A 12,737-nucleotide genomic window follows, 5' to 3' on the forward strand; every position below is an offset into this window, starting at 1 on the left:
CTATTAGAGCTAGCATCTCTGGCTCTAATAGCGATCGCTCTATAGGAGGATGCTTGAAGAAAATATTACCGGATATACTCTTTGAGAATACTATTCCGGTTGGGATGACGTAACTTACGCAATGCTTTGGCTTCGATTTGCCGAATCCGTTCGCGAGTGACGTTGAAAATTTGACCAATTTCCTCCAACGTCTTCATCCGCCCGTCATCTAAGCCATATCTGAGTCGTAAAACATCCCGTTCGCGAGGGCTTAAAGTGTCTAAAACACTTTCTAAGTCTTCGCGCAAAAGGTTCTTAGAAACTTGATCTTCAGGAGTTTCGCCGTCGGATTCGATGAAGTCTCCCAAGCGAGAATCTTCCTCTTTGCCGATCGGAGTTTCTAAGGAAATAGGCAATTGTGCAGATTTGGCAATAAATCGCAATTTTTCGATGGTCATTTCCATGCGAGTAGCGATTTCTTCCTCTGTGGGTTTGCGGCCCATTTCTTGGGAGAGGAGTTTAGTAGTTTTCTTGATCCGGGAGATGGTTTCGTAAAGGTGAACGGGCAGACGAATTGTGCGCGATTGATCTGCGATCGCTCTAGTTATTGCTTGGCGAATCCACCAAGTTGCATAGGTTGAGAACTTATAACCCTTTTCGTGGTCAAATTTCTCAGCGGCCCTAATTAAGCCCAGACTACCTTCCTGAATTAAATCTTGGAAAGACAGTCCCCTATTCATGTATTTTTTGGCAATGGAAACCACTAAACGCAGGTTTGACTGCACCATTTTATCTTTTGCCCGCCGACCTAAATGCAGCCGATGGCGAAACGCCGGCAGTGGCATACCCACAGCATTAGCCCATTCATTATCTTTGGGATCTCGCTCTAATTCTTCGCAAAGTTGCTCTCGAATTCGTTCTAATTCAAGCAAGTCAGCAATTTTGCGGGCGAGTTCAATTTCTTCGTCTGCTCTCAGCAGTCGAATCCGACCAATTTCTTGCAGATAAAGGCGAATTGAGTCTTCAGTATAGTGCTTTTTTTTCGCCTGAGCCCGACGACGGGCTTTTGCAACTTTGCTGCCAGACTTAGCGTCGTCCTCTTCAGGCTGAGCATCTAAAAAGTCTTCGCGATCGTCTCCTTCGTCGTCGATGAAGAGTTCTATTTCACTCTCAGGCAGAACGCCCCGGGCGTTCGCGAGTAACTCGATAGTTTCAATCTCAGGTTGAATTTTGGTTTCGAGTACGTTGTTAGTCTGGATCATGCCGCGTTCCTCATGCTCCTGAATCGAAGAATTAATAAGTAGTGAACATTGTCTGTCTGTGTCTAGACAGTTTGGTGAGGGTTTCACCCCTCAATTTTAGTGGTATTTTTCTGCTTACTTGATGATGACAGAAAAATATATCGCTCGCACCTCAACATTGTTGGGTAAAAGCGTCGAGGTTTTTTTTCTCGGATTTTGCCAAGACCTTTCCGATTGTAGCCTTTCTCACAAAAAATGCACGCTGTTTGCCAGTAGGAAAATAAAAGCTGCTGTGGAAAGTCTGCTTTCGGAGCGATTGGCTTTAGAGATAATATGTTGTTCAAGCTGTCTTCTTGAACTATTCCCAAAATGGGATGACCATGGCCGGTTGTTTAATATTTCCGGGAACTGCTGCGGGAAATTTAGTTAAATCACTAGCAGACAGTTGCCTGCTGGCTGTAATTTCTATTTTGCGTGGCAGTATTGATACACCCATTTTTACCCTGTCTCCCTGGATTGACTCATACGCGATTTACGATTCGATCTAACTGGTAGCTGTGGTTGCGAGTCGGCAACTCTGAACTGGATGCCGAAATTTACCCCAAGTGAAGCCTTGCGGATTTGATCGTGCAACAGGGGCTTGATAGTGTTAAGTTAGCTCAAATTTAAGAATTTGGGGTTGATTCTAATGTTAAGTCACGTTAAGTTTCTAACGTCACCTTCTCATCTGAGCAATAGCAGCGATCGCAATTGCTGTTTATAGACTGCAATTGCCAAGAGTGAAAAGTTGCTCAGATTTGGCTCGTGTCTGAAAACTACGAGTTGAGGAGGATGATAAGTATATATTTTAATACTTATACTCAGTAGAATTTCGGAAGTCACTCCCATTCTATTTCCTTTTCTCGTGCTTCAAGGCACTGACAGGGTGAAGGCTCGGACAGTACGATCGCATGAATGGAGTTTTTGTGCTAATCAGCGTTTTGCTAGTAAAATGTTGCTTTAACCAGGTGAAATATCGGAAGTTGCTAATTGAGCTTCCTGTACTGCACGCTGATAAAAAGCCTCAAGGGCTGCTACACAATTTTTATCATCGTAGAGATAATGATGACTTTGCATCAGTTGCTCTGCGATACTATTCCTCCATTGTGCCTCAATTCCTAGCCGGACGGCAATTTTGACATATTCTACTTCATTTTTTGCAATGGTTTGTGTCATGCCTAGCATTTTTAAAATAGCATAAGAATGGCGACTACGCATTAATTTCCCTGGACAGGTGACAATGGGTAAATTGCAGGCGATCGCATCTAAAGTTGTATGCCCACCCGACCAGCTAAATGTATCTAGAAAAATATCTGATAAAATATAAAGATTCCAATAAGCTTTCTGAGCTAGTCTAGGTAAAATCACGCAGAAGTCTTTGCTGTTTAAACCATACTGAGTGAAAGCTTGTTGGAGGCGGCTTTGAAATAGCTTCCCAATTTCAGCATTTGGTCGAGAAATGAAGACAAATTGAGCTTGGGGAACTTGCCGTGCAATTTCAGCAAAGATGCGATCGTGTTGAGGGAGGTACTTACAAAGAGTTTGGCAACAAAGATAGACAACAGCTTCTTCTGGCAAGTTAAAATCAGAGCGAGTTTGCTCTAGAATAGGAATAGTTGGTTTTGTGTAGGAAATTCCAATATTGGGCAAGCGGATTAATTTCTCTGAATAATGTTCTGTGGCATTTTCTGGTTCCATCAAGTCACTGGAGAGGAAATAATCGACGGTTGGCAGTCCTGAAGTTACTGGATGTGCCCATGTTGTACACTGAATTGGAGCTAGTCGTAAGGCCGCAAGCTGAGTCATTTGTGCTTGCAAACCGAGATCGATAAAAACAAGGATATGCAACTTATCAGCAATAATCTGTTTGCAGATTAGCTCTAAATTGCCAGGGATATAATGGAAACTATCGCTGTATAGTCGAAATTCCTGGGTAAATTGGTCTTGAGTTTCATTAATTTGATAGCAATAAATTTCAAATTGGCTACTATCATGATGTCGCAGCCAGCCTAAACTTAGTTTGCCAACGGTGTGTCCCCAAAGACAACCAGAGATATAACCGATGCGAATTTTTCCAGTTTTACTCAGAGGGGGGACGGGTAAAGGTTGTACCCACTGGGGATAATTAGCCGCCATGACACGATGTGCATATTCACCGTATTGTTGCTGAATTTCCAAGTCATTTTCACCTTGATAGGCTAAGAAAAAATTTGTGTGTTGACTGATTAATGCTAAGGCTTTTTGCCGATCTAATTCTGTGTTAAGATTAGTTTGTTGAATTAATTGCTGTATCCCTTGAGTAAACTGATTCCTATAAGTGGTAATTTCCTCTGAATTTTCGTAAATAACAGGGAGAATTAACAACTGTCCGGGGTTAAAATACCAATCGTCAGAAAATAAGGTAGCCGCGTGATTGGCAAGTGTAATCGCTGCTTTCGTGTCACCAGATTCTATCAAAGCTGAAATCAAGTTCCGGTAAAGATTTGCTACCTTTGGATAGATGTCAATAGCGTTACGGTAAACTTGAATAGCCTCTGGATATTGTTCGAGTTTTTGGTGACAGTCGGTCAATGCAAAGTATAATTCTAAATTCCCTGCTTGATTGGCTAAGAATTGGCAATAGTAATTGATTGCGGCTTGATATTCACCGCGTTGATAGCAATCATTCCCGAAGTAAAGTGATGCTTGGTTTTTGTCAGTTTTGAGATGGCGGATAAATTCTAAAGCAGCAATAATTTCCGCATCATCTGATTTTAATTGTAGAGCTTTTTCGGAGGCGACTATGGCTGCATCTATTTGTTGTTGTGCTAATAGTATATTAGCCAGATTCAAATAACTCCCATAATGTTCTGGATTAACTGCGATTGCTTGACGATAAGTTGATTCAGCTTGACTAAGGCGGCCGACTTTGAAGAAAATATTACCTAAGTTATTGTAAGCATCGACATAGTTAGGATTGAGTGCGATAGCTTCTTGGTAAGCTAAGACAGCTTGAGTAAAATCTCCAAGTTTTTCAAAGACTAACCCTAATGTATAATGTTGGATAGCTTGAGAGGAATCAATTTCTAAAGATTTGAGCAATATATCTCGTGCATCTTGATAACGCTCTGTCATATAATAGACTATAGCGAGATGATGCCAAACTTCTACTTGATTTCGATTCCAGCGTAAAGCTTGTTTGAATTTCTGTTCTGCTGCGGTAAATTGGCCCGATTGATATAATATTAAAGCCTGATTGTAGAGATTGTGTGCAATTTCTCTTTTTGAATCTGACTGCAACTCATAAATTGATTGAATAACTGTTTGCTTGCGGACTTGCTGAAAAATTGACCAATCGTAATTATCGGTTTGATTGACATTCCAGCTAAGAACTTGTAAACCATTCCAAGAGTTAGTTAATTCAGGTGTGGAGAAATTTAGTAATAGCTGACATTGAGGGTTGGCGGCGATAAAATCCCAGTTAGCTTGACGAGCTGCTGCCGAGTTGTTATTATTTAAAATAATAAGTGCTTCGTCAGCGAGGAAAGGTTTAGCTAAAAGTAAAGCTAATAGTTGAGAGCGATAATCGGGAGAAGCATCATAAAAATATACACCAATTTTGTCTGCGGATTGCATCTCTCGGAGGTTCGAGAAAAATTCCTCAAAGTCTTGATTGCAAAATAGGACTTGTTCTGTAATATTAAAGCTAGAGAGGTTTTCAGCTAAGTTATCAAAGTTATCCGCAAAAGGATCGAATTCTAAGAAGTTATCGACAGTATAGGCTGTATGTTCGGGATGGTTTAGCATTGCGGCAATTAAACTTCCACCTTGGAAACTGCCAATTTCGCAGTAAACTTCATTACTTGGCATACATTCTACAGCCAAGTTTAGTAATTGCATCACATTGGCTGTAGTTGTGGTTTCAACTTGGTTGATTATTTGCTGAAATTGGGGAGATTTGGGGTAAGCTTGTGGACTTTCCCAGTTTTCGTATAAGCTTGAGAGTTGTGCAAAGAATTGCTGATAATCCATAGCCTGCGGAAACAGAAGACGAGCGACAAGTTAATTATATCAAGAGGTACACCAGTGAAAATTGAAATCCAGGGTCAAGATGCTGTGAGCGCTACTGAGGAATTGCTGAGAATTGAAGGACTTCAAGGTAGTTATGAAACAGTGGATGAAGTGGAGCGAGAAGGAACACTAGCTACTATCGCTACGATTGTGACGATTGCCAGTGGTACGGTGACAATTGCTAAAGAGATATATGAATGGTATCAGAAATATCAGAAGTGTAAAGGGGCAAAGGCAAACTTAAGAATTGAGAAAGCTCTAATTATTGGTTCTAATAATCGTCGTTTGCTGCTCAAAGATGCTACAGTAGAGCAGATTCAGCAGATTCTCGAAGATTAGTACAGGAACAATGAAAATCCTTCACATCAGTTTAAGAGAACAGGGCAAGGATTATGCTTCTTTGCAATACTTTTGGGGAAATCGTGCTGATTGCAAAGAACACACATTGCCTCTGGCTGAAATTAAAGATTTAGGCGATCGAGCAGAAACAGATTACTATACTCGTATCCCTGTGGATTATGCTACTACTGGAAGAGCGCTCTACAACTGGTTAGATCGGAGCGATCGCGTTTTAGCTAATGCCTTAACTCAGTCCCATCGGGAAGGGTTAGTAATTGCGATCGCGACTGATAAAGGACTGGCAAAGTTGCCTTGGGAATTGTTGCATGATGGGAATTGTTTCTTGGTAGAGAAAAAACCTGCAATTATTCCGGTGCGGTGGGTGTCTAATGGTCAACCGATTGCGATCGCCAACTCTCCGCAAAATCGACCTCTTAATCTGTTATTTATGGCGACTTCTCCTTTGGGAGTTGAACCGGAATTAGATTATGAAGCTGAGGAAGGGCAAATTTTAGAGACAACCCAGCGCACTCGAGTGAACTTGAGAGTAGAAGAAAGTGGTTGTTTAACTGAATTGAGTTATGTGGTTCGAGAATATGAAAGAGGTTATTTTGATGTTTTTCATTTAACAGGCCATGCGACTCATTATGGGGAAAAACCCTGCTTTTTGACTGAAGATGAATATGGCAACCGAGTTGATAGCATTACCGACGAAATTTGTGATGCGCTGAGATCCCCCTTACCGCTTTTAATTTTCCTCTCTGGTTGCCGGACAGGTTATACTTCTGATGAGACAATTCCCTCAATGGCTGAAGAATTATTAAGGATGGGAGGAACAGCAGTTTTAGGATGGGGAGAAAGAGTCCGGGATACCGATGCAACAGCGGCGGCGAGTAAATTTTATTGTCTTTTGTCTCAGGGGGAAGCGATTACAGATGCACTATCTTCTACCTATCAAACACTGATTAAACAACAGGCACGCGATTGGCATAAATTACGGTTATATGTAGCAGATATCTTACCCCAGGCATTAGTAACTCCTAAAAACACAAGGGGACGAAAACAATTACCCAAACCGACCACAATCGAATTTAGGGATGATGAGCAGCGGTTAAGAGTGGTGAGGAGAGAAGATTTTGTCGGTCGCCGCCGCCAGTTACAGAACTGTTTGCGAACTCTGAAGGTAGATAATGACAAAGTAGGGGTATTAATTCAAGGCATGGGGGGATGGGGAAAAAGTAGCATTGCCTTTCGACTGTTGGATAGGCTACCTGAACATCAAAAAGTTGTGTGTGAGCAACAAATTGATGAAGCTTATTTGATTAGGAAATTCAGGGAGAAATTAATTAATCCCTCACAACTAGACCTAATCCCTTATCTAGAAAATAGCCAGCCACTAAGATCCCGGTTAGCTTACTTATTTAGTCAATTAGCAGAACGAGGAGAAAAACCATTTTTACTGATTCTTGATGACTTTGAATGGAATCTCGAACGCCGTGAAGATCGATACATCCTTAAGCCTGACTACATCCTTAAGCCTGAAGTCGCCACAATTTTGGCAGCATTAGTTTGGGCAATCCAAGAAACGGGAACTGGGCATCGGATTTTAATTACCTGTCGCTATAAGTTTGATTCTAATTTATTGAATTATTTTTTCTTACAAGGTTTAGAACCTTTTAAAAAAGCTGAATTAACTAAAAAGCTGAAACGCCTAGAACATTTTAGTCCTGATAAGCTCTCTAAAGATATACGCGATCGAGCGCTAAGTTTAGCCGATGGCAATCCTCGCTTACTGGAATTTCTTAATAATGAAGTTTTAGGTAAGCCAGATGCAACAGCTAAATTAACGGAACTAGAACAAAGTCCCGATCTGTGGAAAGACAAAATTATTTGGGAGGAACTGTATCAGCTTATTGATGAGCCTTTACAACGGCTTCTTAGCCATTGCCTAATCTATGAAATTCCTGTGCCGATGACAGCTTTAGAAGTAGTTTGTGCTGCTCTTCCTAATTACCAACAGCAATTAAAACGGGCGAAAGAACTAGGACTCATGGAAATCAGTCCTCACGTTCAAGAAGAAAATCAAGTCTTTCATGTCTCTCGACTTTTACCTCGTATAATTCCCCATATCCGACTTCCTGAAGCACAAAAATTTTATTCTTTGTACAAGAAAGCTTATGAAAAATTATATCAGTTATGGGGAAACAAACAAAATGAAAGTAAGGAAAAGTGGCAGGAGATTTTTCGGTTATTGTTTGCCGATCGAGAAAATCTAGAACGATTCAGACAGGGATTCTATGAGATGTTGGCAGTTCAATTTAATTCAGAAGCAGATATAGCCTTAGAATCAGAACTGAGACAACTAAAAGATGAATTATCAACAGAGAATCTTTGCCGTCAATTAGAGGTTTATTTAAGTCAACAAGAATGGAGAAAAGCTGACGAGGAAACTGCCTGGATTTTTTATCAAGTGATGGTGCAGCAAGACTATAAAAATTGGTATGAACTATGCAGAAACTTTCCCAGCGAAACCCTCAACCAGATCGATCGGCTTTGGGTTGATAACAGTCAAGGACATTTTGGATTCAGCATTCAAAACCGAATCTGGGAAAGTGTGGGCGGACATCGAGATGCAGAATATGAAATATTTGAAAAATTTGGTGATAAAGTAGGATGGAGGAAAGAAAATGGAGAAGAAAATTGGTTGAGCTATGAGAACCTAACATTTGATACCACCACTTTCTGTGGCCACCTCCCGGCGCTCGCGTGCGCTCGCTGGCCGCGTGCGCTGGTCGCTGATGATGGTGAACGGGGTTGGGGGGGGTTTTGGATGGGAGGTGTATGGGGTTCTCTCTTTTCTCGCCGAAAGACTTTTATCTCTCTTTTCTCGCGCAAAGACTTGTAACCTTTAAGATATAACAATTTCAGCCCATTTGTCAAGCTTATTTTTGGTGCTAATTTCTACGAAAACATCGGCTTTTCCCTAACTCAATACCTAGCACTGACGGAATGTCATTAAGCTATGAGTTCCAGAAGTAAACTACATAAGCTATTGTACATTTAAACCTTTCTGGAGTGGCTTTTTCTATTGATTCCGCAACCGAGGATTAACAAACTCATTCAATCCTTCTCCCAACAAAGAAAGTCCTACCACCATCAAAGTCAAAGCCAAACCAGGGAAAAAAGCCGTCCACCAAATCCCCGTAGGTAACGCTTCCAAGGCCAAACGCAAATCGTGCCCCCATTCGGCCGTTTCTTCCGGTAATCCTAACCCTAAAAATCCCAAACCTCCCAGAGTTAAAATCGCATCAGCCGCGTTAAGGGTAAATAAAACTGGTACGCTTTGAATGACATTCAAAAATAGGTAGCGAGAGAGTACCGTCCAAGTATCTGCACCCATTGCTTGTGCAGCTTCAATGAATAATTCATTTTTGACGCTAGTAGTGTGATTCCTCACTACTCTATAATACTGGGGAATGTAGGAGATGCTAAGGGCGATCGCGGCATTAAATATACCTCTACCTACGACAAAGGCTAGAGTTAAGGATAGCAATAAACCAGGTAAGGTATAGAGTGTATCCATTAAAAATAGCAAGGTTTTATCTAATTTTCCCCCTAAATAACCGCTAACTAATCCCAGCGGTACGCCGATAACTAAACTCATCGCTGTAGCTAAAATCACTACTTGCCAAGCAGCTTGAGAACCAAAAATTGTCCGGGAAAAAACATCGTAACCTTGACCGCTAGTACCCAACCAATGACTCGCTGATGGAGGTTCGTGGATGGGGTTGGCGAGAAATTCTGTAGGATTTTGCAGCCATCCCCAAGCTTGGAAAGTTGGTGATAGTATAGCTGTCAATACGAAGAATAGGGTAATGACTAAGCCTACCCACATCATTTGCATTGAGAGGGTAGATTTTCCTGAAAAGTGTAAAAATTTAGGTAGCTTAAGTTTAGTAAATGTCATCTTTATCTACAATTAACCTGCTATAAGCATGGGAATTGTAGGGGCGGGGCGGGTTTATAGAATTTGTCGATACTTATCAAATATCTAGGCGAACCCGCCCCTACAAAACTTCTTATGATACACTATTACAGATTACTCTCGATCGCTTGGCGATACAGACTCTTAGGTTTAACCCCCTTCAACTCTTCCACCAAAGCTTTATCCTTGAAAAACTGAATCGTCGGCGTTCCCATGACACCAGCATTTTCAGCAATGTCTGGATCGTCCACGATGTCAATTTCCACATAGTGGATCTTACCCTCAAACTCATCCACTACCTTACTCAAAATCGGCTTCAGCGAATGGCAAGGGCCGCAGGTGGGAGAGGAATATTTCACCATAATTAGGCGATCGCTATCGTGAAACAACTTCCGTAAAGCATAACCCCCTAAATGCCGTGTCGCAGCTAGATCGAAAGTTTCCTCAGTCTGAGCAACTTTATTTTCAGGCTTCTCAACGGGCTTTTCGGATTCCTCAAGTTGCTTGAATTCCTGAGCCAAGCCCTTCGCCGATAGCCACCTTTCCGCCAACATTGCCCCCATGCAACCACTACCAGCAGCAGTAATCGCTTGCCGAAACTCGTGGTCTTGGACATCGCCGACAGCGTAAACGCCTTCAACGCTAGTTTCTACTCCACCGTGCCGAGTCGCAATATAACCTAGCTCGTCCAAGTCGATCTGGCCTTTGAAAATCTCAGTATTAGGCGTGTGACCGATCGCATAAAACAAGCCCTTAACAGGCAAATCGCTCTCTTCCCCCGTCTTGAGGTTCTTAATCTTGATGCCATCCATCTTACTTCCAGGCACGCCCAAAACATCCACCGCCTCTGTATTCCAGTGGACGGTAATTTTGGGGTTGCTCAAAACCCGGTCTTGCATGGCTTTAGAAGCTCGCATCTCTTCCCGCCGCACTAACATATGTACGTGAGAGCCATACTTGGTCAGGTAAATTGACTCTTCGGCGGCCGTGTCACCTGCTCCAATTACAGCCAAGTCAACACCCTTGAATATTGGTGTCGCACCGTCGCAAATGGCGCAGGCGGAGATACCATTGTTCCAGAATGTGTGTTCGCTCGGCAAGCCTAACCGTTTTGCCGTTGCTCCCGTTGCGATGACAATGGTGTGGGCTTTGATTTCCCTTTCCTCGGAGCGGACTGTAAACGGGCGATCGCTTAAGTCAACGGAAATTACGTCTTCGGTGTAGAGTTCGGCCCCCCACCGCACTGCCTGAGCTTTCATCCGATCCATTAATTCCGGCCCCGTAATCCCTTCGGGGAAACCGGGGAAGTTCTCAACTTCGGTGGTGGTCATTAATTGACCGCCGGGGATGCCGCCCAGTTGATAGCCTTCAAAGACTACGGGTTTGAGGTTAGCTCTGCCTGCGTAGATCGCGGCTGTGTAGCCTGCGGGCCCTGAGCCGATAATCACTAAATTTTCTACGGTTGGGTTGGTCATAGTTCTTTCTCAAACTCATAACGACTTCGCTTAATTCTGATTATAGCGGATTCTGAGGATGCGATCGCTTTTTCCCGAAAATGTTTGATTTACTCAGCGCCTATACCACATTTAAACTTTTTAAGGCAGACTTTGGCACAAATGATAAGGATAAATAATAAAAACTGCTTACTTGTTTTAAATATTAAAATTTTGAAATCATTAAGAAATGTAAATACTACAGAAATTATTGACACTATTCTCAATTATTCGACGTATTTACAGCGTTTGAGGGCTATGGTATGATTTTCATAATCAAGGGAGCAGTATATTAAATTTAAACCAAAAAGCAAAAAATCCTCTGAAACCCTCTTCAAACTGTCCAATCAGCCAAGTCAACCTATGCAAAAATTAAATTTCTACCATGCAAAAATCGCAATCAAATTGTAAATAATTATTGCGATTTCTCTGGCTGATTTGATAAGATTGCACTTTTATGTTATTATTTTATACTTTTTAAGGTAATGCCGCCCTCGCTTGCAGTCAATTACCGCCCAGAGGGCGGCGTTACGATTAATATAGGTAAAAGGTAAATAAAAATGGAGAAAACTAAGATATTATTTGTCTGTAGCCAGAACAAGTTAAGAAGCTTGACGGCTGAAAAGATGTATGAAAATAGTAATTATGCAGTCAAATCAGCAGGCACAGAAAAAGGAGCAAGAACCAGAGTTACAGAAGGGATAATTGGGTGGGCAGATTTAATATTTGTGATGGAGAAGCGGCATAGCGATCGCCTTCGCAGCAAATTTAGAGAAAGTCTAGCCGGAAAGAAAATTATTTGCCTGCATATCCCCGATAATTACGATTATATGGAACCTGAGTTAATAGAGATTTTAGAAGCCAAACTCAGTTCCTATATCGAACTGCCAAATAGCCAGAAAGATTTTATGCAGCGAGTGCTCGAACCGGAAGTAATGGATACCTGGGAAGAAGCCGTTGAGTACGACTCAATGGATTTCACAGCAGTCAATACAGATTTTGCCGAACTTGCCATAAAATTAGGGCCAATAGCGGGTAAAATTTTGGATGCTGGCACAGGTACGGCTCGTATCCCGATAATCATGTGTCAAATGCGGCCCCAATGGCAGCTAATCGGCATCGACTTGTCAGCAAATATGTTAAAAGTGGGTCAGGAAAATGTGGAAAAAGCAGGGATGCGATCGCAAATTCAGTTAGAGCTGATAGACGCAAAAAAAATGCCCTATCCAGACAATCACTTCGATCTGGTTGTTTCCAATAGTATTATCCACCACTTGCCCGATCCCTTACCATTTTTAGCAGAACTGAAGCGAGTGATCAAACCCAATGGCGGCATACTCCTGCGAGATTTACTTCGACCTTTTGACAAGGAAACAAAAGAGAATTTAGTAGAGATGTATGCAGGGGAGTGCAACCCCCATCAGCAAAAATTATTTAGTGATTCTCTACAGGCAGCGTTTACCAGAGAGGAAGTGGAAGTTATGATACAATCTGCCAAGTTAGAAAGCGTAAAAATTTATCAATCTTCGGATCGGCATTGGACAGCGGAACGGTATTGGAATTATTGAAGAAGGGACTAGGGGCTAGGGGCTAGGGGCTAGGGAAAGAGGA

Annotated in this window: 9 protein-coding genes; 4 read left to right on the plus strand and 5 right to left on the minus strand. The window is 42.0% G+C overall.

Features of this window, described 5'->3' with window-relative positions:
- Nucleotides 1-65 precede the first annotated feature (65 nt).
- Nucleotides 66-1,241, minus strand: coding sequence for an RNA polymerase sigma factor RpoD (rpoD, locus tag PN499_RS25720; RefSeq protein WP_007356811.1), 1,176 nt, complete (start codon nt 1,239-1,241; stop codon nt 66-68).
- A gap of 353 nt (nt 1,242-1,594) precedes the next feature.
- Here rpoD and PN499_RS25725 point away from each other — a divergent pair, with 353 nt between their 5' ends.
- Entirely contained in the window at nt 1,595-1,768 is a 174-nt protein-coding gene (locus tag PN499_RS25725) for a hypothetical protein (protein WP_272035891.1), read from the plus strand.
- 175 nt (nt 1,769-1,943) lie between these two features.
- On the opposite strand, the gene PN499_RS25730 is transcribed toward PN499_RS25725, so the two are convergent.
- Both PN499_RS25730 and PN499_RS25735 read right to left on the minus strand, forming a co-directional pair.
- Nucleotides 1,944-2,108: a hypothetical protein gene (locus PN499_RS25730; protein WP_155523378.1), complete on the minus strand. Its 165-nt coding sequence runs from the start codon at nt 2,106-2,108 to the stop codon at nt 1,944-1,946.
- A 111-nt stretch (nt 2,109-2,219) separates the two neighbouring features.
- Nucleotides 2,220-5,270 (minus strand): O-linked N-acetylglucosamine transferase family protein, encoded by a 3,051-nt coding sequence (locus PN499_RS25735; protein ID WP_272035892.1) that lies wholly within the window; start codon nt 5,268-5,270, stop codon nt 2,220-2,222.
- A gap of 54 nt (nt 5,271-5,324) precedes the next feature.
- Between PN499_RS25735 and PN499_RS25740 the strand changes: the two genes are divergently transcribed.
- Nucleotides 5,325-5,648: a hypothetical protein gene (locus tag PN499_RS25740; RefSeq protein WP_272035893.1), complete on the plus strand. Its 324-nt coding sequence runs from the start codon at nt 5,325-5,327 to the stop codon at nt 5,646-5,648.
- Between the two features lie 10 nt (nt 5,649-5,658).
- Nucleotides 5,659-8,553: a GUN4 domain-containing protein gene (locus PN499_RS25745; RefSeq protein WP_272035895.1), complete on the plus strand. Its 2,895-nt coding sequence runs from the start codon at nt 5,659-5,661 to the stop codon at nt 8,551-8,553.
- Between the two features lie 180 nt (nt 8,554-8,733).
- Here the strand turns inward: PN499_RS25745 and PN499_RS25750 are convergent, their stop codons facing one another.
- Entirely contained in the window at nt 8,734-9,615 is an 882-nt protein-coding gene (locus PN499_RS25750) for an ABC transporter permease (protein WP_272035897.1), read from the minus strand.
- Between the two features lie 125 nt (nt 9,616-9,740).
- Complete coding sequence (gene trxB / locus PN499_RS25755; protein WP_272035899.1) at nt 9,741-11,108, minus strand: thioredoxin-disulfide reductase; 1,368 nt, start codon at nt 11,106-11,108, stop codon at nt 9,741-9,743.
- A 578-nt stretch (nt 11,109-11,686) separates the two neighbouring features.
- Here trxB and PN499_RS25760 point away from each other — a divergent pair.
- On the plus strand, nt 11,687-12,694 hold the full coding sequence (locus PN499_RS25760) for a methyltransferase domain-containing protein (protein WP_272035900.1): 1,008 nt from the start codon (nt 11,687-11,689) through the stop codon (nt 12,692-12,694).
- The last annotated feature ends 43 nt before the right edge of the window (nt 12,695-12,737 follow it).

Source organism: Kamptonema animale CS-326 (assembly GCF_028330895.1).
Classification (GTDB): domain Bacteria; phylum Cyanobacteriota; class Cyanobacteriia; order Cyanobacteriales; family Microcoleaceae; genus Kamptonema; species Kamptonema formosum.

Coding starts and splice junctions, on each gene's coding strand:
- rpoD (WP_007356811.1), bottom strand. CDS start 1,241: ATGATCCAGACTAACAACGTACTCGAAACCAAAATTCAACCTGAGATT.
- PN499_RS25725 (WP_272035891.1), top strand. CDS start 1,595: ATGACCATGGCCGGTTGTTTAATATTTCCGGGAACTGCTGCGGGAAAT.
- PN499_RS25730 (WP_155523378.1), bottom strand. CDS start 2,108: ATGGGAGTGACTTCCGAAATTCTACTGAGTATAAGTATTAAAATATAT.
- PN499_RS25735 (WP_272035892.1), bottom strand. CDS start 5,270: ATGGATTATCAGCAATTCTTTGCACAACTCTCAAGCTTATACGAAAAC.
- PN499_RS25745 (WP_272035895.1), top strand. CDS start 5,659: ATGAAAATCCTTCACATCAGTTTAAGAGAACAGGGCAAGGATTATGCT.
- PN499_RS25750 (WP_272035897.1), bottom strand. CDS start 9,615: ATGACATTTACTAAACTTAAGCTACCTAAATTTTTACACTTTTCAGGA.
- trxB (WP_272035899.1), bottom strand. CDS start 11,108: ATGACCAACCCAACCGTAGAAAATTTAGTGATTATCGGCTCAGGGCCC.
- PN499_RS25760 (WP_272035900.1), top strand. CDS start 11,687: ATGGAGAAAACTAAGATATTATTTGTCTGTAGCCAGAACAAGTTAAGA.